This is a genomic window from Pseudomonas sp. MF6751 (genome assembly GCF_016613265.1).
Lineage (GTDB): Bacteria > Pseudomonadota > Gammaproteobacteria > Pseudomonadales > Pseudomonadaceae > Aquipseudomonas > Aquipseudomonas fluorescens_BV.
In genome coordinates, this window is record NZ_JAENSV010000004.1 from 15970 (window position 1) to 36718 (window position 20749).

The 20749-nt window shown below is 60.8% G+C and carries 20 protein-coding genes; 12 read left to right on the top strand and 8 right to left on the bottom strand.

Going from position 1 to position 20749, the window contains the following annotated elements; genetic code table 11:
* The first annotated feature begins 218 nt into the window (after positions 1-218).
* Both kynB and kynA read left to right on the top strand, forming a co-directional pair.
* Positions 219-869, top strand: a complete 651-nt coding sequence (gene kynB / locus JJD66_RS04875) for an arylformamidase (protein ID WP_181125032.1) — start codon at positions 219-221, stop codon at positions 867-869.
* The gene (gene kynA, locus JJD66_RS04880) at positions 866-1723 is read left to right on the top strand and encodes a tryptophan 2,3-dioxygenase (RefSeq protein ID WP_072434974.1); all 858 of its coding nucleotides are present in this window, start codon (positions 866-868) and stop codon (positions 1721-1723) included. Before kynB ends, kynA begins: the two co-directional genes overlap by 4 nt.
* 144 nt (positions 1724-1867) lie before the next feature.
* Here the strand turns inward: kynA and JJD66_RS04885 are convergent, their stop codons facing one another.
* The 4 genes from JJD66_RS04885 to antA all read right to left on the bottom strand — a co-directional run bounded on the left by JJD66_RS04885 (position 1868) and on the right by antA (position 6364).
* Positions 1868-3268, bottom strand: a complete 1401-nt coding sequence (locus JJD66_RS04885; protein ID WP_200647681.1) for an amino acid permease — start codon at positions 3266-3268, stop codon at positions 1868-1870.
* A 71-nt stretch (positions 3269-3339) separates the two neighbouring features.
* Entirely contained in the window at positions 3340-4347 is a 1008-nt protein-coding gene (gene antC / locus JJD66_RS04890) for an anthranilate 1,2-dioxygenase electron transfer component AntC (RefSeq protein WP_200647682.1), read from the bottom strand.
* A gap of 134 nt (positions 4348-4481) precedes the next feature.
* Positions 4482-4973 carry an anthranilate 1,2-dioxygenase small subunit gene (antB, locus tag JJD66_RS04895; protein ID WP_198715965.1) on the bottom strand — a complete coding sequence of 164 codons (492 nt, stop codon included), beginning with the start codon at positions 4971-4973 and terminating at the stop codon, positions 4482-4484.
* Positions 4970-6364 carry an anthranilate 1,2-dioxygenase large subunit gene (gene antA, locus JJD66_RS04900; protein WP_198715966.1) on the bottom strand — a complete coding sequence of 465 codons (1395 nt, stop codon included), beginning with the start codon at positions 6362-6364 and terminating at the stop codon, positions 4970-4972. The genes antB and antA overlap by 4 nt, the downstream gene beginning before the upstream one ends.
* A 311-nt stretch (positions 6365-6675) precedes the next feature.
* Here antA and JJD66_RS04905 point away from each other — a divergent pair, with 311 nt between their 5' ends.
* On the top strand, positions 6676-7668 hold the full coding sequence (locus JJD66_RS04905; protein ID WP_198715967.1) for an AraC family transcriptional regulator: 993 nt from the start codon (positions 6676-6678) through the stop codon (positions 7666-7668).
* A gap of 132 nt (positions 7669-7800) precedes the next feature.
* On the opposite strand, the gene JJD66_RS04910 is transcribed toward JJD66_RS04905, so the two are convergent.
* On the bottom strand, positions 7801-8676 hold the full coding sequence (locus JJD66_RS04910; RefSeq protein ID WP_034128779.1) for a LysR family transcriptional regulator: 876 nt from the start codon (positions 8674-8676) through the stop codon (positions 7801-7803).
* A gap of 114 nt (positions 8677-8790) precedes the next feature.
* Here JJD66_RS04910 and JJD66_RS04915 point away from each other — a divergent pair, with 114 nt between their 5' ends.
* The 3 genes from JJD66_RS04915 to catA are packed head-to-tail and all read left to right on the top strand — an operon-like array spanning position 8791 to position 11190.
* A complete protein-coding gene (locus JJD66_RS04915; RefSeq protein ID WP_200647683.1) occupies positions 8791-9918 on the top strand; it encodes a muconate cycloisomerase family protein in 1128 nt (375 codons plus the stop codon).
* A 12-nt stretch (positions 9919-9930) separates the two neighbouring features.
* On the top strand, positions 9931-10221 hold the full coding sequence (catC, locus tag JJD66_RS04920) for a muconolactone Delta-isomerase (RefSeq protein WP_072434982.1): 291 nt from the start codon (positions 9931-9933) through the stop codon (positions 10219-10221).
* 39 nt (positions 10222-10260) lie between these two features.
* The gene (gene catA / locus JJD66_RS04925; protein ID WP_200647684.1) at positions 10261-11190 is read left to right on the top strand and encodes a catechol 1,2-dioxygenase; all 930 of its coding nucleotides are present in this window, start codon (positions 10261-10263) and stop codon (positions 11188-11190) included.
* Positions 11191-11296: 106 nt separating this feature from the next.
* On the opposite strand, the gene JJD66_RS04930 is transcribed toward catA, so the two are convergent.
* On the bottom strand, positions 11297-11770 hold the full coding sequence (locus JJD66_RS04930) for an Lrp/AsnC family transcriptional regulator (protein WP_003176072.1): 474 nt from the start codon (positions 11768-11770) through the stop codon (positions 11297-11299).
* Between the two features lie 144 nt (positions 11771-11914).
* On the opposite strand from JJD66_RS04930, the gene kynU reads away from it, so the two are divergent.
* Together kynU and JJD66_RS04940 are read left to right on the top strand one after the other, a co-directional pair.
* Complete coding sequence (gene kynU, locus JJD66_RS04935) at positions 11915-13165, top strand: kynureninase (RefSeq protein ID WP_200647685.1); 1251 nt, start codon at positions 11915-11917, stop codon at positions 13163-13165.
* Between the two features lie 131 nt (positions 13166-13296).
* Entirely contained in the window at positions 13297-14703 is a 1407-nt protein-coding gene (locus JJD66_RS04940; protein WP_014719903.1) for an amino acid permease, read from the top strand.
* Here the strand turns inward: JJD66_RS04940 and JJD66_RS04945 are convergent.
* Entirely contained in the window at positions 14649-15539 is an 891-nt protein-coding gene (locus tag JJD66_RS04945; protein WP_200647686.1) for a LysR substrate-binding domain-containing protein, read from the bottom strand. The two genes, JJD66_RS04940 and JJD66_RS04945, sit on opposite strands and share 55 nt — an antisense overlap.
* A gap of 185 nt (positions 15540-15724) precedes the next feature.
* On the opposite strand from JJD66_RS04945, the gene JJD66_RS04950 reads away from it, so the two are divergent.
* The 4 genes from JJD66_RS04950 (at position 15725) to JJD66_RS04965 (ending at position 20068) form a co-directional block, all read left to right on the top strand.
* The gene (locus JJD66_RS04950) at positions 15725-16489 is read left to right on the top strand and encodes a sulfite exporter TauE/SafE family protein (RefSeq protein ID WP_198714937.1); all 765 of its coding nucleotides are present in this window, start codon (positions 15725-15727) and stop codon (positions 16487-16489) included.
* Between the two features lie 42 nt (positions 16490-16531).
* Positions 16532-17428 carry a LysR family transcriptional regulator gene (locus tag JJD66_RS04955; protein WP_057975038.1) on the top strand — a complete coding sequence of 299 codons (897 nt, stop codon included), beginning with the start codon at positions 16532-16534 and terminating at the stop codon, positions 17426-17428.
* 103 nt (positions 17429-17531) lie between these two features.
* Positions 17532-18425 (top strand): NAD-dependent epimerase/dehydratase family protein, encoded by an 894-nt coding sequence (locus tag JJD66_RS04960; protein WP_200647687.1) that lies wholly within the window; start codon positions 17532-17534, stop codon positions 18423-18425.
* 197 nt (positions 18426-18622) lie between these two features.
* The gene (locus JJD66_RS04965; RefSeq protein WP_200647688.1) at positions 18623-20068 is read left to right on the top strand and encodes a SulP family inorganic anion transporter; all 1446 of its coding nucleotides are present in this window, start codon (positions 18623-18625) and stop codon (positions 20066-20068) included.
* 122 nt (positions 20069-20190) lie between these two features.
* Here the strand turns inward: JJD66_RS04965 and JJD66_RS04970 are convergent, their stop codons facing one another.
* Entirely contained in the window at positions 20191-20565 is a 375-nt protein-coding gene (locus tag JJD66_RS04970; protein ID WP_089042348.1) for a lysozyme inhibitor LprI family protein, read from the bottom strand.
* Positions 20566-20749 lie beyond the last annotated feature (184 nt).

Sequence of the window (20749 nt, forward strand, 5' to 3'; positions counted from 1 at the left end):
AAGAGTCGAACCCTATAGCGTCGCGGCTAGGGTTGGTGGTCTGGACTCGACATCCGTATGCCCAGAAGCGCAGCCTGGTTTATTTGATATATCCCTTCACCAATTCGATGTTTCCTCGCAGTAATTGCGAAAGAATTCGCGCTTGGCGCCAGAATTCGCAAGAAAATTCAGAGCTGGCCCTCGTATCATTCACCCCAGTACACCGTGAGAGCCTTGCAATGAACCCAATAAAAACGTGGTGGGATATCAGCCCGCCCTTGAGCACGGCCACCCCGACCTGGCCGGGCGATACACCGTTCCAGGAAGAGCGCGTGTGGCAGTTCGGCCCGGAGTGCCCGGTGAATGTGGGGCGCGTGACCCTGTCGCCGCACACCGGCGCCCATGTGGATGCGCCGCTGCATTACAGCGCTGATGGCGCGCCGATTGGCGAGGTGTCGCTGGATGTGTATATGGGGCCGTGTCGGGTATTGCACTGCCTGGGCAGCGGCGCCCTGGTGCAGCCCCATCAGTTGCAAGGGCGTGTGGATAACCTGCCCGAGCGCGTGCTGCTGCGCACTTATCCACAAGCGCCACTCACCGACTGGGATTCGAATTTCACCGCCATCGCCCCCCAGACCATTGAGCTACTGGCCAGCCTGGGTGTGCGCCTGATTGGTATCGATACGCCGTCCCTGGACCCGCAACAATCCAAGACCATGGATTCGCACAACGTCGTGGCGCGCCATGGCATGGCGATCCTCGAAGGCATCGTGCTCGATGACGTACCGGAGGGCGACTATGAACTGATCGCGCTGCCGCTGCGCTTCGCCAACCTGGACGCGAGCCCCGTGCGCGCCATTCTCCGCCCGCTCAAGGAGCCCACGCGATGAGCCAATGTCCTTTTTCAGCTGATTACCAACCGCCGGAAGAATGGCATAACGCCGAATTGAACTTCTCCGAGTCCATGAGCTATGGCGACTACCTGGACCTGGGCAAAGTCCTCAGCGCCCAGCACCCGCTGTCGCCAGACCACAACGAAATGCTCTTCATCATCCAGCACCAGACCTCTGAGCTGTGGATGAAACTGATGCTTCACGAACTCAAGGCTGCCCGCGAACATGTGCGCTTGGGTGAGCTGCCGCCGGCGTTCAAGATGCTGGCGCGGGTGTCGCGGATCTTCGATCAACTGGTGCACGCCTGGGCGGTGCTGGCGACCATGACGCCGTCGGAGTACAAGGCGATTCGCCCGTTCCTGGGACAGTCGTCGGGGTTCCAGTCGTTCCAGTACCGCGAGATCGAATTCATCCTCGGCAACAAAAGCCCGGCGCTGCTGCGGCCCCATGCTCATCGCCCGGAGTTGCTGCAGCAATTGCAGGTGGCGATTGCCACGCCATCGCTGTATGACGAGGCCGTAAACCTGATGGTCAAGGCGGGGTTGGCGATTGATCCCAAACGCGCCGAGCGCGACCCGACCGCAGCCACGGTGCACGATGAATCGGTGGAAGCGGCCTGGCGCGAGGTGTATCGCGACCCGAGCCGTTACTGGGATTTGTATCAGTTGGCCGAGAAGTTTATCGACCTGGAGGACTCGTTCCGCCAATGGCGCTTTCGCCATGTGACCACGGTGGAGCGGATCATCGGCTTCCAGCCGGGTACCGGCGGTACTGAAGGCGTGGGGTATTTGCGCAAGATGCTCGACACGGTGCTGTTCCCCGAACTCTGGCGAGTACGTTCCACCCTCTAAACAAAAAGCCCCGGATTACCGGGGCTTTTTCTATGTGAAATACACTCAACTGTGGGAGCTGGCTTGCCTGCGATGGCGGTGTATCAGTCGGCCACCCGTTGGCTGACACACCGCCATCGCGGGCAAGCCCGGCTCCCACAGAGGTTACTGGGTGACCGCAACTCTCGTGTTTCTGATCCGAAACCGATAGGCAACGTAGATAATCCCCACCCATACCGGCATCGCATACACCGACTCACGAATTCCCGGAATCGCCAGCATCACCCCGATGATCATCACCATGAACGCCAGACACAGGTAGTTGCTGAACGGGAACCAGAAGGTCTTGAACGATGGCGTCACGCCTTGCTCGCCCATGGCCTTGCGGAACTTGATGTGGGTCAGGCTGATCAGCGCCCAGTTGATCATCAACGAAGCAACCACCAAGGCAAACAGCAACTCCAGCGCACTGTGCGGCGCGACGTAGTTGACCACCACGCACAGCATCGTCACCAACGCCGAAATCGCCAACGCCCGCAGCGGCACGCCTTGCTTGTTGAGCTTCATCAGCGCCTTGGGCGCGTCACCTTGCTCGGCCAGGCCGAACAGCATGCGGCTGTTGCAGTACACGCCGCTGTTGTACACCGACAACGCCGCGGTCAGCACCACGAAGTTGAGGATGTGGGCGGCGGTGTCGTTGCCGATCAGCGAGAAGATCTGCACAAACGGGCTGCCGCTGTAGGCATCGCCTGACGCGCCGAGGGTTTGCAGCAGTTGATCCCACGGGTACAGCGACAACAGCACGGTCAGCGCACCGACATAGAAAATCAGGATGCGGTACACCACCTGATTGATTGCCTTAGGGATCACCTTGCGCGGTTCGCTGGCTTCGGCGGCGGTGATGCCGACCAGTTCCAGGCCACCGAACGAGAACATGATGAAGGCCATCGACATCAACAGCCCCATGCCGCCATTGGGGAAGAAACCACCGTGGCTCCACAGGTTGCTGACCGAGGCTTGCGGGCCGCCGGTGCCGCTGAACAGCAGATAGCAGCCGAGCACGATCATGCCGACGATCGCCACCACCTTGATGATCGCAAACCAGAATTCGGCTTCACCGAAGAACTTCACGTTCAGGGTGTTGATCAGGTTCACCGCGACAAAGAACACCAGCGCGCTGACCCAGGTTGGGATCTCTGGCCACCAGAACTGGATGTACTTGCCCACCGCCGTCAACTCGGCCATGCCCACCAGCACGTAGAGCACCCAGTAGTTCCAGCCCGCCAGGAAGCCCGCGTAACCGCCCCAGTATTTATGTGCGAAGTGGCTGAAGGACCCGGCCACCGGCTCTTCGACGATCATCTCGCCGAGCTGGCGCATGATCAGGAACGCGATAAACCCGGCCACCGCATAGCCCAGGATCATCGACGGCCCCGCCGACTTGAGTACCCCGGCCGAGCCGAGGAACAAGCCTGTACCAATCGCACCTCCCAAGGCGATCAGCTGAATGTGCCGGTTCTTCAGGCCTCGCTTGAGGCCCACCGGGTTAACCATGTCATCCGCCATTAACATTCCCTTCTACTTGTTTTTCTCAAGGGTGATTGCACGCCGCATCGGCCCCTCAGAACTGCTGAGGGTCAGATATTACTCTGCGTAAACTTTTCGTAATACAGCTGAACGCCATCAAGTGCCTGATCCACCAGCCATTGCTGGATGGATTCGACCATCGGAGGGGGGCCGCACACGTACATATCCGCCGATCTGTCCCGCAGTTCGGCCAGGTCGAAATGCTCGGTGAGGTAGCCGCGTTTGCCCGTCCACTCGGCTGAGGCGTCGCTCAGCACTTCGGTGTAGCGAAAGTTCGGGATTTTTGCCGCGTAGGCGTGGATACGCGCCGCTTCACATAAATCTTCGGCGCCGCGCACGCCGTAGTACAGGTGCACAGGTTGTGTGCAGCCGTTGACGGCCAGCTCATCAAGCATGCCCAACAACGCCGACAACCCGGTGCCGCCCGCCACCAGTACCAGCGGTTGGGTGACGTGCCGCAGATAAAACGCACCCAAGGGCGCTTCCATCAGCATTTCATCACCTACCTGGCAGCGTTCACGCAGGTAGTTGCTCATGACTCCATCGGGCAGCAGGCGTACCAGGAACTGCAACTGATTACCCGGCCGGTTGGCGAAGGAGTAGGAGCGCCAGCTATCGGTGCCGGGCACCGACAGACGCGCATATTGGCCCGGCAAAAAATCCAGTGGCTGGTCCAGTTGCACTTGCAAGATGGCGGTGCTGGTCGAGACCTGCTGCACCGCGCTCACCGTGCCGCGTACCTGCACGGGCCCGGGGGCGTTGCACAGGCTCGAATCGAAGTCGAAATAAAAGGTGGCGTCGGACTTCACCCGGGTCTGACAACTGAGCATCTTGCGCTGTTGCAGGTCGAGGCTGGAGAGCGCTTCCTCGTCGACGTAGTCCTGGCTGTACTCACCGGATTCGCAACGCCCCTGGCAGGTGCCGCACACACCTTCGCGGCAATCGAGCGGGATCTTGATGCCGTTGCGCAGGGCCGCATCCAACAGGATTTCATGGGCGCCCACCGGGAAGAACAGGGTCTTGCCATCGGCAAAGCTGAAGGCCACTTTGTGATTCATTGATGAAACTCCAAGCGTGCCCCTGTGGCGAGGGAGCTTGCTCCCGCTGGGCTGCGAAGCTGCCCCAAAAAACTGGGAGCGCTGCGCACTCCAGCGGGAGCAAGCTCCCTCGCCACAGGGGGGATGTGCTGGTTTTAAAGGTGATAGAAATCCAGCACCGAGTTGATGGTGTCGTTGAGCAGCAAGGCGTGCTTGCGCATGATCAGCCAGCTGTCGCCCGCAGGCTTGAGGCGGTACGTGGCATGCCCATAGAACTGCTCGGACGTGGCCAGGCGATAGAACAACGTGTGCCAGTTCAAACGCACCTCCAGCGTGCCGTCGGCCTGCTCGGCAATGCGTACGTTATTGATCAGGTGCAAGGTGCGCGGCATCGGCGTGGCAGAGGCGGCTTTGCCGGTGCGCAGGCGGAACACACGGTCTTCCAGGCCCGAACGGTTGGCGTAGTAGATCAACGACATCTCGCGCTTGGGGTCTTGGGTGTAGACGTGTTCCGAGTCCCATTGCGGCAGGTGGAATTCGCTCTGCGGGTCAAATAACTCCACGTAGGCGTCCCAGTCCTGGGCGTCGCACAGCTCGGATTTGCGGTAGAAGAACTGCTCGATCTGGTACTGCAATTGCGCATTCATCGTTTCACCTCCCGCAGTGTCAGGGCTCGTTGGTCCAAACCCTTGAGCAGGAACTGCTGCCAGTTGCGATGCTGGTTGACGTACAAGCCTTCGTGGGTGAATTCGGTGCCGGTCATCGCCGGTTGGATGCCAATGGCCTCGCTGTTGGGCGTCGGCCCGGTCTCCCAGCGATGGCTGCCCCGTGAGATGTCGCTCCAGCGTTCCAGACGGCCCTGGAAGCCGCGCTGGGCTTCGCGAAACTCCACCAGGTCATCGGGCGTGCCCATGCCCGAAACGTTGAAGAAGTCTTCGAACTGGCGGATCCGGTTTTCGCGATCGGCGTCGGACTCGCCCTTGACCCCCAGGCACTGGCTGATGATCTCGGTCTTGTTCCAGGCCACTGGGCGGATGATGCGCAACTGCGAGCTGATCTGGTCGAGGAAGAACAGGCTGGGGTAGATGTTCAGGTTGCGCAGGCGGTGCATCATCCACTCGGCCTTCTGCTGGCCGTGTTCTTCTACCAGGCGCGGCATGATGGTGGCGTAGCCGGAGCGCACGCTGGGGTTGGGCATGTCGCTGAACAACACACTGTGGCCGTTATTGAAGGCGAACCAGCCGTCATCGGTATTCGCGTCGCCGGCGCCGAGCTTGCTGTAGTCCAGCGTCGTGCTGGAACCCGCGCCGTTTTCGGTGTTGACCTGCTGGCGGTGCTGCACGGTGGCCACGTAGTTGTAGTGCACGGTGCTGACGTGATAACCGTCCAGGCCGTTTTCGTTTTGCAGCTTCCAGTTGCCGTCGTAGGTGTAGGCGGACTTGCCCGGCAGCACTTCCAGCTCACCGGTGGCCGATTGCGCCACCATCATGTCGAAGAACACTTTGGCGTCGCCCAGGAAATCTTCCAGGCTGTTGGTGCCGTTCACGTCCAGGCTGATAAACACAAAGCCCTTGTAGCTGTCGATGCGCGCTTTTTTCAGGCCGCGGGTGGCCTTGTCGAAACCTTCCGGGTATTCCCCTGGCGCCTTGACCTTCACCAGTCGTCCATCGCTCTTGTAGCACCAGGCGTGGAACGGGCAGGTGAAGGTGGATTGGTTGCCCTTGCCCACGCGGGTGAGGGTAGTGCCGCGATGCTGGCAGGCGTTGATCAGCGCGTTGAGCCGGCCTTCGCCGTCACGGGTGATGATCATCGGCTGGCGCCCGGCGCGCATCGTCACGAAGTCGTGGTTATTGGCCAGTTCGCTTTCGTGGCAGGCGTAGATCCAGTTTTTCTCGAAGATCAGTTCCATCTCCAGGTCGAACAGCTCGGGCTCGGTGAACATGTCGCGGGCGATGCGGAACACTTCATCTGCCGGGCGAAAGTCCAGGCAGCTTTCGATAAAGGATTTCCACTGCTCGACGGTTCTTGCACCACTCATGGGAGGCACCTTTTGATCATGGCTAAACGGTGAGCCATTAAGCGGCTGCAATGCGGTAGCGGGCTATCCGCTTAATGGGGGAACGCAGGCCGCAAAGTTGGGCAGCAAATACCCATGGCGGTGCGCGCAGGTGACGGCATGCGCTACTGTGATGGTGGGCGATGGTCGTAGAACCCTGGGATTTATCCACATAGTCGACCCTTACTATCCACCCAGTGGCCACGCTGCTGGCGTGGCCTGGAACTTGCTGTCGAGGTTCAACGACGCGCCGCCAGAGCGCGCAAATGCCTAACCGCCGTGGGTGCACCCTGATGAGTAGCCAGACACGCGATATTCATATTCAACGCTTCGACCTGGAAGGCGCGCGCAGCTGGATGTCCGGCATCTGCGGGCCCCATCGCCTGGCGACGGCCACCCCCGAGCGCCTGCGCTTTCACCACAGCGCCAACGTGTTCAAATCCCGCGCCACCACCCTGGGCGTGATCGAGTACGGTACCGATGTGACCATCGACATCGAAGACGCCGAGCACTTCAGCAGCTACAGCTTGAGCCTGCCGCTGGTGGGCGAGCAGGAGCTGAGCAAGAACGGTGAGCGCCTCAGTTCCAACCGCGACCAGGGCGTGATCATTTCACCCAATGAGCATCAGGTGCTGGCGATTTCCGGTGACTGCCGCAAGTTGCAGGTGGTGATCACCCGCGCGGCGATGAGCGAGTCACTGGAAGGTTTGCTGCAACGGCCCATCGATGCACCGCTGCGGTTTGAGTCGGTGATGGATGCTGTGGACGGAGCACCGGCCTCGTGGTGGCGCATGGCGCGATACTTCATCGCCGAACTGGAATGCAGCAACGAGTTGTACGAGCAGGCGGCGTTTACCCGTGACCTGGAAAGCTCGCTGATCAAGGGGCTGATCCTGGCCCAGCCGAATAACTACTCTGAAGAGTTGCGCGAGGTGTTGGGGGTAAAACTGCCGCACTACTTGATCCGTGCGCGGCAATTCATCCACGACAACGCCCGTGAAGTGCTGCATCTGGAAGACCTGGAAGCGGCGGCGGGCGTGTCGCGGTTCAAACTGTTCGATGCGTTTCGCAAGTACTTCGCACTGTCGCCCATGGCGTATCTGAAGAAGCATCGGTTGGGGGCGGTGCGCCAGGAGATTCTGGAGCAGGGCTCAATGCGCACTATTTCTGAAATCGCCCTGGGCTGGGGGTTTACGCACCTGGGGCGGTTTTCGGCGGAGTACCGCAAGCTGTTCGATGAGTCGCCCAGCCAGACATTGCAACGCAAGCGCCTGCGCATTACTTGAACTGGATGAAAAGCATTCTGTGGGAGCTGGCTTGCCTGCGATAGCGGTCGGCCGATCAATACGATGCCAACTGTTCCACCACCATCGCAGGCAAGCCAGCTCCCACATGGAATATGGGGCGCCTGGAGAATCTCAGATCAACTCTTCAACCAGTTGCAGGCAATGAGTCAGCCCCGGCGACTGGTCATTCACCCGCCGGCTCAGAATGATCGGCGAAGTCGCAGTGGCCTCCACAATCGGCGTATAGCCAATATCCGCCCGATGCAGCACCTGCACCGACGCCGGCACCAACGTCACCCCCATACCTGCGCCCACCAGGCCAATAGCGGTCTGCAATTCGTTGGTCCACTGCGCCACCTTCAGGCTCAAGCCATGGGCGTCGAACAGCGCGATCACATGGTCGGCATAACTGGGGCGCGGGTTGCCGGGGTAGAGCACAAAGGGTTCGCCGGCCAACTGGGCGAGGGTGGCCGGGGCGCCCAGCAACGGGTGACCACTGGGCAGCACTGCTACCAGGCGGTCCTCCACCAGTACGCGCTGGACGATGGCCGGATCGTCGATGCGAATCCGCCCGAAGCCTACGTCAATGCGGCCAGCCTTGAGCGCTTCGACCTGCTGCAAAGTGGTCATCTCCGACAAACCCAGCTCCAGCTCCAGGGCCTCGTGAGTGCGCAGGCGCCGAATCAGCTCCGGCAGCACGCCATACAAGGTCGACGGCGCAAAGCCGATGCCCAGCCAGGTTTTTTCGCCTTGGCCGATGCGCCGAGTGGTGTCGCAGACCTTGCCCAGTTGTTCGAGCAGCACACTGGCATGCTCATAGAAAAATCGTCCGGCCTCGGTCAGCCGCAAGGGCCGGCTGCGCTCCAGCAGCACCACCCCGAGTTCGTCCTCCAGTTGCTGAATCTGCCGGCTCAAAGGCGGCTGGGCGATATGCAAGCGTTCGGCAGCTCGGGTGAAGTTGAGGGTCTCGCCCAGCACCTGGAAATAGCGCAAGTGACGCAGTTCCATATCGACTCCTTTCATACCTTGAGGGTATCGCACGAGACCAATTCTATATTGGAAGCCCAAAAAAATGCGGAACAGAATCGACGTAAATTTATAAAGAACCCAATGGGTATTGCCATGCCGATTTGCACCATCGAGTCGATTGAAACTGTCATCGTCGACCTGCCCACCCTTCGCCCGCACAAGCTGGCGATGCACACGATGCAAAACCAGACCCTCGTCATCATTCGCCTGCGTTGCACCGACGGCATCGAAGGCATCGGTGAAGCCACCACCATCGGTGGCCTGAGCTACGGCAACGAGAGCCCCGACAGCATCAAGGTCAACATCGACTGTCACTTCGCGCCGCTGTTGATCGGCCAGGACGCGAGTAACGTCAACGCGGCGATGTTGCGCCTGGAGCGCAGTATTCGCGGCAACACCTTTGCCAAGTCCGGCATCGAAAGCGCCTTGCTCGATGCGCTCGGCAAACGCCTGGGCCTGCCGGTCAGCGAACTGCTGGGTGGGCGTGTGCGTGATGCGTTGCCGGTGGCCTGGACCCTGGCCAGCGGTAATACCGAACAGGACATCAGCGAGGCCGAAAAAATGCTCGACCTGCGCCGTCATCGCATCTTCAAATTGAAGATCGGCGCCGGTGAAGTCAGCCGCGACCTGGCCCATGTGATCGCAATCAAAAAAGCCCTGGGCGAGCGCGCCAGTGTGCGCGTCGACGTCAACCAGGCCTGGGATGAAGCCGTCGCCCTGCGGGCGTGCAAGGTGCTCGGCGACAACGGTATCGACCTGATCGAACAACCGATCTTACGCAACAACCGTGGCGGCATGGCCCGGCTCAACCTGTCGAGCCCCGTGCCGATCATGGCCGATGAATCTATCGAATGTGTCGAAGACGCCTTCAACCTGGCGCGTGAAGGCTCGGCCACAGTGTTCGCCCTCAAGATCGCCAAGAATGGCGGCCCTCGCGCTGCATTGCGCACGGCGGCGATTGCCGAAGCGGCTGGCATCGGCCTGTACGGCGGCACCATGCTCGAAGGCGGCATTGGCACCCTGGCTTCGGCCCATGCCTTTCTCACGCTGAACACTCTGGCGTGGGGCACCGAATTGTTCGGCCCGCTGTTGCTCACCGAAGACATCCTCACCGAGCCACCGGTGTACCGCGATTTCCAGCTGCACGTTTCCAGCGCGCCGGGCCTGGGCCTGGCGCTCGATGAAGAGCGCCTGGCGTTCTTTCGCCGTGACAAACACTAAGAGGCCTCAGCCATGTTGTTCCACGTAAAAATGACCGTGAACCTGCCCCTCGACATGCACCCCGAGCGCGCCGCCAGCCTCAAGGCCGAGGAGAAAGCCTTGGCTCAGCGCCTGCAAGAGGAGGGCAAATGGCGCCACCTGTGGCGCATCGCCGGGCATTACGCCAACTTCAGCGTGTTCGATGTCGACAGCGTGCAGGAGCTGCACGACCTGCTGATGCAACTGCCGTTGTTCCCCTACATGGCCATCGAAGTGAACGCGCTGTGCCGCCATCCGTCGTCGATCCATGCGGACGACCGCTGAGCCGGCTTGCACCTATAACTACAAGATGAGGAATGCACCATGTCCATCCGCCTGTCCCAGACTGCCCACGCCCAACAGTTTCTCGAAGAAGCCAGCGGCAACCTCAATGACGCGGGCAACCCACGTACCAAGGCGCTGATTTACCGGATCCTGCGCGACACCGTGAACATCATCGAAGACCTGGAAGTGACCCCGGAAGAATTCTGGAAGGCGGTCAACTACCTCAATGAACTGGGCAAAAACCAGGAGGCCGGTCTACTCGCTGCCGGCCTGGGCCTGGAGCATTATCTGGACCTGTTGATGGACGCCGCCGATGAGCAGGCAGGCAAGTCCGGCGGTACACCGCGCACCATCGAAGGCCCGTTGTATGTGGCCGGCGCGCCGTTGTCCAAGTACGAGGCGCGGCTGGATGATGGTAAGGACGACGCGGTGCCGTTGTTCATGCGCGGGCAAGTACGCGATACCGAGGGCAAGCCGTTGGCAGGGGCGATTGTCGATGTGTGGCAGGCCAATACCGGCGGCACTTATTCGTGGTTCGACCCGACGCAGTCTGAGTTCAACCTGCGCCGGCGCATCGAGACCGACGCCCAGGGCAACTACCGTTTTCGCAGCATCGTCCCTTCAGGCTACGGCTGCCCACCGAGCGGGCCGACGCAACAGTTGCTCGACCAACTCGGGCGCCACGGGCAGCGGCCGGCGCATATCCACTTCTTCATCTCGGCGCCTGGGCACCGGCACCTGACCACGCAGATCAACCTGTCGGATGACCCGTACCTGCATGATGACTTCGCCTATGCCACCCGCGATGAACTGATTGCCGAAATTCGCTTCAGCGACGACTCACAACTGGCGCGAGAGTTTGGTGTGCAAGGGCGGTTTGCGCAGATTGATTTTGACTTCGAGTTGCAGGTGGCGGATGCGCCAATAGAACAGCAGCGCATGCAACGAGTGCGTGCTCTGGAAGACTGATCAACTCGGTCAACTGTGGGAGCTGGCTTGCCTGCGATAGCGGTGGAACATTCACCACCGCTATCGCAGGCAAGCCAGCTCCCACATTGGTTTTGGGGTGTTTGTGTTATTTGCGCACGACCAGGTCCAACACCTCATCCCGGTCCTTGATCTTCTGCAGCACGATCTCCGAACGGATATCCATCACCCCCGCCGTGCGGTTCAGGTGGTTCACGATAAAGTCCGAAAAGTGCTTGAGGTTGCGCGCCTGCACCCGCAGCACATAGTTGCTGGCGCCGGTGATCACATAGGCGCTCGCCACCTCCGGCCAGCCTTGCACCTTCTTGATGAACGTCTCATGCCAGTCCTCCACATCCTGGCGCAACGACAGGTGCACGATGGCTTCCAGCTCGATCCCCAACTGCTCGGCGTTCAATACCGCGCGGTAGCCGCTGATGATTCCCTCGCTCTCCAGCAGGCGCAAACGGCGCAGGCATGCAGACGGCGACAGCGCGACTTTTTCCGCCAGTTCCTGGTTGCTGATGCGGCCATCCTGTTGCAGGAAATGCAGGAGGCGCAGGTCGGTAGCGTCGAGAATCATGCTTGGAAGATATCCGCGTGTTTGGAGGTCAAATTCGAATTTTCTACAGCTTAAATAGCCCTTTGCCCATCACTTTGCACGAAAATTCTCTAAAAGTTCGTTCATTATTTGGTCCAGCCTCCCTTATAAAAACCAGGACGACCCATGACCACTCGAAGCCATTGCCAAGCCCTCGACGCCCAGGACCCGTTGGCCCCCCTGCGTGCCCAATTTGCCTTGCCCGAGGGTGTGATCTACCTCGACGGCAACTCCCTCGGCGCTCGCCCGGTGGCGGCGCTGGAGCGGGCACAACAGGTGATCGCCGAGGAGTGGGGCAATGGCTTGATTCGTAGCTGGAACAGCGCCGGCTGGGCGGATTTGTCCCTGCGCCTGGGCAACCGTCTGGCGCCGTTGATCGGTGCGCGTGAGGGCGAGGTGGTGATCACCGATACCACCTCGATCAACCTGTTCAAAGTGCTCAGCGCCGCCTTGAGTGTGCAGCGCCAACGTACACCTGCGCGCAAGGTCATCGTCAGCGAAGCGAGCAACTTTCCCACCGACTTGTACATCGCCGAAGGCTTGGCCGAACTGCTGCAACAAGGCTATTCCCTGCGCCTGGTGAACAGCCCGGCCGAACTGCCCCAGGCCATCGATGCGGACGTGGCGGTGGTGATGCTCACCCACGTCAACTACAAGACCGGCTACATGTATGACATGGCGGCCCTGACCGCACTGAGCCACGAGTGCGGCGCGCTGAGCATCTGGGACCTGGCGCATTCGGCGGGCGCGGTGCCTGTCGATTTACACCAGGCCGGCGCGGATTATGCGATTGGCTGCACCTACAAATACCTCAACGGCGGCCCGGGCTCCCAGGCGTTTGTGTGGGTCAACCCGGCGTTGGTGGATGTGGTGCGCCAGCCGTTGTCCGGGTGGTTCGGGCATACCCGGCAGTTCGCCATGGAGTCCACCTACGCCCCCAGCGCCGGCATTGCCCGCTACCTCTGCGGTACGCAGCCGATTACCTCGTTGGCCATGGTGGAATGCGGCCTGGAGATTTTCGCCCAGACCGACATGGCCAGCCTGCGCCGCAAATCCCTGGCCTTGACCGACCTGTTTATCGCGTTGGTCGAAAGCCGCTGCGCCGCCCACGGCCTGGAACTGATCACCCCGCGTGAACACGCCCGGCGCGGCAGCCACGTCAGCTTTGAACACCCCGAAGGTTACGCGGTGATCCAGGCCTTGATCGCCCGAGGCGTGATCGGCGATTACCGTGAACCGCGGATCATGCGCTTTGGTTTCACGCCGCTGTACACCAGCTTTACCGAAGTGTGGGACGCCGTGGAAATCCTCGGTGAAATTCTCGACAAGCGCACCTGGGACCAGCCGCAATTCAAAGTCCGCAACAGCGTTACTTAAGGGCAACACAGATCAAATGTGGGAGCTGGCGGCCTGCGACAGCGTCGGTGCATTCACTACCGTTATCGCAGGCAAGCCAGCTCCCACAGGTTCAGCGTCAGCCACTATCACAATAATAAAGGGGCACACCAGTGACCACGCCAGACAACGGCTTTGCAGAGATTACCCACCGTGAACTGGGCCTGAGGCGCCAGCTCACTTCCGGCCAGATGAGCATGATCGCCATCGGTGGCGCCATCGGCACCGGGCTGTTCATGGGCAGCGCCTACGCCATCGGTTATGCCGGGCCGAGCGTGCTGGTGAGCTACGCCATCGGTGCGTTGATTACCTTGCTGCTGATGGGCTGCCTGGCGGAGATGACGGTGGCCCATTCCACCTCCGGCTCCTTTGGCGCTTACGCCGAGTTCTACATCAGCCCGTTGGCCGGGTTCCTGGTGCGATATGCCTACTGGGCGGCGATTGTGTTGGCGGTGGGGGCCGAGGTCACGGCGGTGGCTATGTACATGAAGTACTGGTTCGCCAACGTGCCGGAGTGGGTGTGGATCGTGTCGTTTTCCAGTGTGCTGATCCTGCTCAATGCGATCAGCGTGAAGACCTTCGGCAACTTCGAATACTGGTTCTCGACGATCAAGATCAGCGCCATTGTCGGTTTCATCATCCTGGCGGTGTATGTGGTGTTCGGCTCCGGTAACCCTGACTACGGGGTGCAGAACTACACGGCCCACGACGGCTTTTTCCCCCATGGCTTGAGTGGCATGTGGATCGCGGTGATCGTGTCGATCTTCAGCTACCTCAGTGTCGAGATGATCGCCGTGGCCGCCGGTGAAGCCGCCGACCCGGAGCAGGCAGTGAAGAAAGCCTTCCGCGCTACCATCGTGCGGCTGGTGGTGTTCTATCTGCTGACCCTGGCGCTGATGCTCGCCATCGTACCGTGGAACCAGGCCGGCCAGGCCCAGAGCCCGTTTGTCACAGTGATGCAGACCATCGGCATTCCCGGTGCCACCGGGGTGATGAATTTCGTGATCCTGATCGCGGCGCTGTCGGCCATGAACAGTCAGCTCTACATCACCACGCGCATGATGTTCAGCCTGTCGCGCGCTGGTTTTGCGCCCAAGTCCATGGGCGCGCTGAGCAAGAACGGCATCCCGCTCAACGCATTGCTGCTGTCCAGCTCGGGCATTGCCCTGGCGACGTTGCTCAACGTGGTGTACCCGGAAAGTTCGTTCACCCTGATGATGGCGATCTCGATGTTTGGCGCAATCTTCACCTGGTTCATGATCTTCCTCACTCACCTGTTTTTCCGTCGCTATCGCAAGCGTCATGGCGGGGCGAAGTTGTCGTTCCAGTTGCGCCTGTTTCCCTACAGCACGTTGCTGGGGTTGGTGCTGATGGGGGCGGTGATGATCACCACCTATTTCACCGACGCCTTCAAGATGACACTGGTGTTTGGCGTGCCGTTCCTGCTGATTCTATCGGCTGTGTATTACGGGTTCTTCCGCAAGGGCAGGGCCAAGGCCTCGAACAAAGCCCTGGCATAGCCCGGCAATTGTTCGAACGAGCGTGCGCATAACAGCAGTTTGCGGCAGGCCCACTCCTCTTGCAGGGGGTGGGCCTTGAAACGACGTTCTGATGGCCAGCGCGCCAAGGCGGCCTGAGGCACGATGCCCAGGCCCGCGCCGCCGGCGACCATGCGAATCACCCCATCAAAACCGTCGGCGCGAATGCGCGTCTGCAAGCGAAAGCCTGCGTGCAGTGCCTGTTCTTCCAGGTAAACCGCCAACGCGCTGTTGGCCGCCAGGCCCACGTAGTCGTATTGCAAGCTCTCGATAAAACTCGCGCTGGTCAACGGGTGGTCCAGGGGCATGATCAGCACCAGCGGGTCGTCGCGAAACGCCAGGGTCTGCAAGCCGTGGGTGTCTACCGCATCGGAAATAATCCCCAGGTCCGCCGTACCCTGGCGCAAGGCGTGTGTGATGCGCAGGCTGGGCAACTCTTGCAGGTCGATATCGAGGTTGGGGTGCTCGCGCAAAAACTGCGCGAGCAGTTCAGGCAGGTACTCGCTAAGGGCGGTGGTATTGCACAGCAGGCGTACCTGGCCTTTGAAGCCATTGGCGTATTCGGCCAGGTCTTGCTGCAGATGGTCGGCCTGCTGCAACAGCAGGCGAGCATGCCGCGCCAGGGCTTTGCCCGCGGGTGTCGGGGTCACGCCACGGCGGCCGCGCTCGAGAAACGCGATGCCCAGTGAAGACTCCATGGCTCGGATGCGTGCGCTGGCGGCAGCCAGGGACAGGTGGCTGCGGGCCGCGCCGGCGGTGATATTGCCGGTGTCCAGGATGTGCAGGTAGAGGCGCAGGTCGAAGAGGTCAAAGTGCATGAAGTTTCCCAGTGACTGGAAGGGCCTCATCGCAGGCAAGCCAGCTCCCACACTTTGAATTGTGAATACATTCAAATGTGGGAGCTGGCTTGCCTGCGATAGCGTCATCAGCCTCACACAAAACAAGAGGCTACCTCAGTATATGGCGAATTTTCAGCCACTCTCCAGCCCTGCACAATCGGTGCATGAATACCTTCCTCGCGTTCTACCAAAACCTCGGCCCCGCCCTGACCGCGCTGGTCATCATCACCTTCCTGCTGGCCGGTACGGTCAAGGGCGTCATCGGCCTGGGCTTGCCCACTGTAGCCATGGGCATGCTTGGCCTGGCTATGCTGCCGGCGCAGGCTGCGGTATTGCTGATCATTCCTTCGACGGTGACCAACCTCTGGCAACTGTCCTTTGGCGGGCACTTGGATGTCTTGCTCAAACGCCTGTGGCCGATGCTGTTGCTGATCTTCCTCGGCACCGGGCTGGGCACCTTGTGGCTGGGCATGGGGAGCGGGCCTTGGGTGGTGCGTGCCCTGGGCGCGGCTTTACTGGTGTATGCGCTGAGCGGGTTATTCCTGCCGACCTTCAAGGTTGCGCCTCGGACCGAGCACTGGCTGGGCCCCTTGTGTGGGGTGATCACCGGCATCATCACCTCGGCCACCGGTGTCTTCGTGATCCCTGCGGTGCCGTATCTGCAGGCGCTGGGCTTGAGTCGTGATCAGTTGGTGCAGGCGCTGGGGTTGTCGTTCACCGTGTCGACACTGGCGCTGGCCGCCGGGCTGGCCTGGCGCGGGGCTCTGGGCGGCGGTGAAATGGGCGCGTCATTGCTGGCGTTGGTGCCAGCCTTGCTGGGGATGTGGCTGGGTCAGGTGGTGCGCCGACGCATTAGTGCGCTGTGGTTCAAACGTGGATTTTTTACCGGCATGGCGTTGTTGGGAGGCCATTTGTTGCTGGCTGGTTAATAATGAGCGGGCACGTGTCAGCCGATAAATGAAGGACCGCCCGTGAAAGCCCGTTCCGATGAGCTACAGATCTTCGTCAGCGTGATTGAATGCGGCTCGATTTCGGCCGCCGCCGAAAAGGTCGGGCAAACGCCATCGGCAGTCAGCCGCACCTTGTCGCGCCTGGAAGCCAAGCTCGACACCACTTTGATCAACCGCACCACGCGGCGCATGGACCTGACCGAGGAGGGCAAGTACTTCTTCGAGCAGGCCAAGCTGATCCTGGCGCAGATGGATGAGCTGGAAGAGCGCCTGTCATCGCGCCAGAAAAAACCGGCCGGCCGCCTGCGTATCAATGCCGCCGTGCCGTTCATGCTGCATGGGGTCGTGCCGTACATCGCCGAATTTCGCAGCCTCTACCCGGATATCCAGTTGGAGCTCAACAGCGATGATTTGATCATCGACCTGCTGGAGCAAAGCACCGACATCGCCATTCGCATCGGCGCTCTTGCCGACTCGACCCTGCATGCGCGTTTCCTGGGCAGCACGCCGCTGCATGTCCTGGCCAGCCCCGGCTACCTCAAGCAATACGGCACGCCGACGACCGTTGCCGAGTTGGCTGATCACACCTTACTGGGCTTCACCCACACCGAGACCCTCAACCACTGGCCGCTGCGTCACGGCGAAGGTGACCGCTGGCTGATTCAGCCCAGCGTCAGCGCCTCCAGTGGCGAAACCGTGCGTCAGTTAGCGCTGCAGGGGCAGGGCATTTGTTGCCTGTCGAATTTCATGACCGTCGCTGACATCGACGCCGGCCGCCTGGTGCCCATGTTGGAGGTGTTCAACAGCGGTTATCGCCAGCCGATCCACGCGGTGTTCTATCGCAACTCGCAATTGGCGCTACGCATCCAGTGCTTCCTGGACTTTATTCAGGCCAAGCTGGCGCGGTATGCGCGCTGATTCGTGACCTGAGCGCAAGAGTGAATTGGGTCGCACGGGCTTATTCGGCAGCCGTGGGGGCTGGATACTGGGCGCATCACTTACCCAGTCAGGAGCAACCTCCATGAATGTATTCGTTACCGGTGCAGCAGGGTTTATCGGCGGTTCGATCGCCACCGGCCTGGTCAACGCCGGCCATCACGTCACCGGCCTCGTGCGCAATGCCGAGCAAGCCGCCGAAATGACTGCCCTGGGCATCACGCCGGTGATCGGCAACCTCGACGACGCAGCGGTATTGACCGAGCAGGCGCAGAAGGCCGATGCAGTGATCAACGCCGCCAGCAGCGACCACCGCGGCGCCGTGCAAACTTTGCTGGCCGCCTTGAAAGGCTCAAACAAGCCGTTCCTGCACACCAGCGGGTCGAGCATCGTCGGCGATGCGTCGGGCGGTAAAGCCAGTGAAGTCATCTACTTTGAAGACAACCTGCCTGAGCCGACCGTCGACAAGGCCGCACGCGTGGCGATCGACAACCTGATCCTCGCGGCGGCCAATGACGGTGTGAATTCGGCGGTGATCTGCAACACCCTGATCTACGGCCACAGCTTGGGCGTGAAGCGTGACAGCGTGCAATTGCCGCGCTTGCTCAAGCAGGCGCGCAAAAGCGGAGTAGTGCGCCATGTGGGCAGCGGGCAGAACATCTGGTCCAACGTGCACATTGAAGATGTGGCCGCCCTGTATCTGCTGGCGCTGACCAAAAACGTCCCGGGTACCTTCTACTTTGTGGAAAGCAGCGAAGCAGCATTCATCGACATGACCACGGCGATTGCCCAAGCGCTGAACCTGGGCGAGCCACAAGATTGGCCATTGGCCGAGGCTGAGGCCGAGTGGGGCTATGAAATGGCCAACTACGGGTTGGGCTCCAATAGCCGAGTGCGCGGCAAACACGCCCGTGAACTGTTGGGGTGGACGCCAAAGCGCACCTCGGTGGTGGAGTGGATTCGCAACGAGATGGTGTGATGTTCGCTTAGCACCGCGGTGCGGCCTTCGCAGGCAAGCCTGCTCCCACATTTGGATCTGTGAATAGATTCAAATGTGGGAGCTGGCTTGCCTGCGAAAGGAGCGACTCGGTACATCAGACCTGACACTTCACTAGCCCCACCCGCCGCAATTCCGTACCATTCCCCGCCTTATCCCCCGCACTTCCCTGGTACTCCATGAAGCTCACCCGTCTGCGCGCCGACGCCCTGGCCGGCCTCACCACGTCTTTCGCCTTGCTGCCCGAATGCATCGCCTTTGCGCTGGTGGCCCATCTCAACCCGCTGATGGGCCTCTACGGTGCTTTCATCATTTGCACCCTCACCGCGTTGTTCGGCGGCCGCCCGGGCATGGTCTCGGGCGCGGCAGGCTCCATGGCAGTGGTGATCGTCGCGCTGGTGGTACAGCACGGCGTGGAGTATTTGCTGGCGACGGTGTTGCTGGGCGGGTTGATCATGGTCGCTTTCGGCCTGCTGCGCCTGGGCAAGCTGGTACGCATGGTGCCGCATTCGGTGATGCTCGGCTTCGTCAACGGCCTGGCGATCATCATTGCGCTGGCGCAACTGGAGCATTTCAAGAGCGGTGAAACCTGGCTCAGCGGCACGCCGCTGTACGTGATGGCCGGGCTGGTGGCGGCGACCATGGCCATTGTGTATCTGTTGCCCCGCCTGACCCGTGCCGTACCGCCAGCGCTGGTGGCGATTCTGGGTGTGGGCCTGGCGGTGTACCTGCTTGGCCTGCCGACCCGCACCTTGGGCGATATGGCGCACATCGCCGGTGGTTTGCCGACTTTCGCCCTGCCGCAAATCCCCTGGACCCTGGAAACCCTCGGCATCATCGCGCCCTACGCGTTTTTGATGGCGATGGTTGGCCTGTTGGAAACCTTGCTGACCCTCAACCTCACCGACGAAATCACCGAGACCCGTGGTTATCCTGACCGCGAAAGCGTGGCCCTGGGCGCGGCGAATATGGTCTCGGGCCTGTTTGGCGGCATGGGTGGTTGCGCGATGATCGGGCAAACCGTGATCAACCTCAGCTCCGGCGGGCGTGGGCGTTTCTCCGGGGTATTTGCCGGGGTGATGATTCTGTTGTTCATTCTGTTTCTGTCGCCACTGATCGAGCGAATCCCGCTGGCGGCGTTGGTGGGCGTGATGTTCGTGGTGTCGCAACAGACCTTCGCCTGGGCATCGTTGCGGGTGATCAACAAGGCGCCGCTCAATGATGTGCTGGTGATCATGGCGGTGACGATCATTACGGTGTTCACCGACCTGGCCACCGCCGTACTGTGCGGTATCGTCATCGCCGCGCTGAATTTTGCCTGGCAGCAGGCGCGGGAGCTGTACGCTGATGAACACCTGGAAGCCGATGGCAGCAAGCTCTATCGGCTGCATGGCACGTTGTTCTTCGCCTCGACCACACCGTTTTTGAATCAGTTCGACCCGGCCAACGATCCGGCCCAGGTCACACTGGATTGCCGTCACCTGAGCTTTGTCGACTATTCGGCGATTGCCGCCCTGATGACCCTGCGCGAGCGCTACACCAAGGCTGGCAAGCACCTGCGGGTGCTGCATTTGTCCGAGCGCTGCAAAAAACTGCTCAAGCGCGCCAAGGTTCATCACGACTGATTGAGCCCCTGTGGCGAGGGAGCTTGCTCCCGCTGGCGTGCGAAGCGCGCCCAGGATTTTGGGGCCGCTGCGCAGCCCAGCGGGAGCAAGCTCCCTCGCCACAGGGGGGGGAGCTGTAGCAGTTACGGGCCGACCAGGTCTTCCAGTTCCTGGGCGCGGGTCTGGGTCATGTCCAGCACGCAGCCTGAGCCGTTTACCTGATCAATCGTGCCGCCGGTGGCGCTGCCTGCGAAGGCGCAGTTGGCGTCGCGGTATTTGATCCACAAGCGCTGCACGTCTTGCAGTTGTTGTTTGCGCGGGCCTTCCTGGGCGGCGAGGGCGGTCTTGTAGGCGCGGTTCAGGCGGTCGTCCTGCACCTTGGTTTGCCTGGCGTTGCAATTGACCATGTCGGCGGTGGTATTGGCGCTGTCCATGCATTTTTTCAAGGCTGGGTTGTCGGCGGCATAAGCGCTGCCGCACAAGAGCAGGACGCTGGCGGCAATTGTGGTGCGAATCATGAGCGGGTTCCTGGGCAATGGATGCGCATTCTATGACTCAAGGGCAGCGATTGAGTTTCCGCCTTCTCTGATCTTCATGTAAGAACACCCCCCGAATTTTCATCGGCTTGCGTCGGGCGTATCCCCAAGCGACAGCGCTTATCCGTGGGCGAAAATTACTTTCATGAAAATTGAAAATACTCCT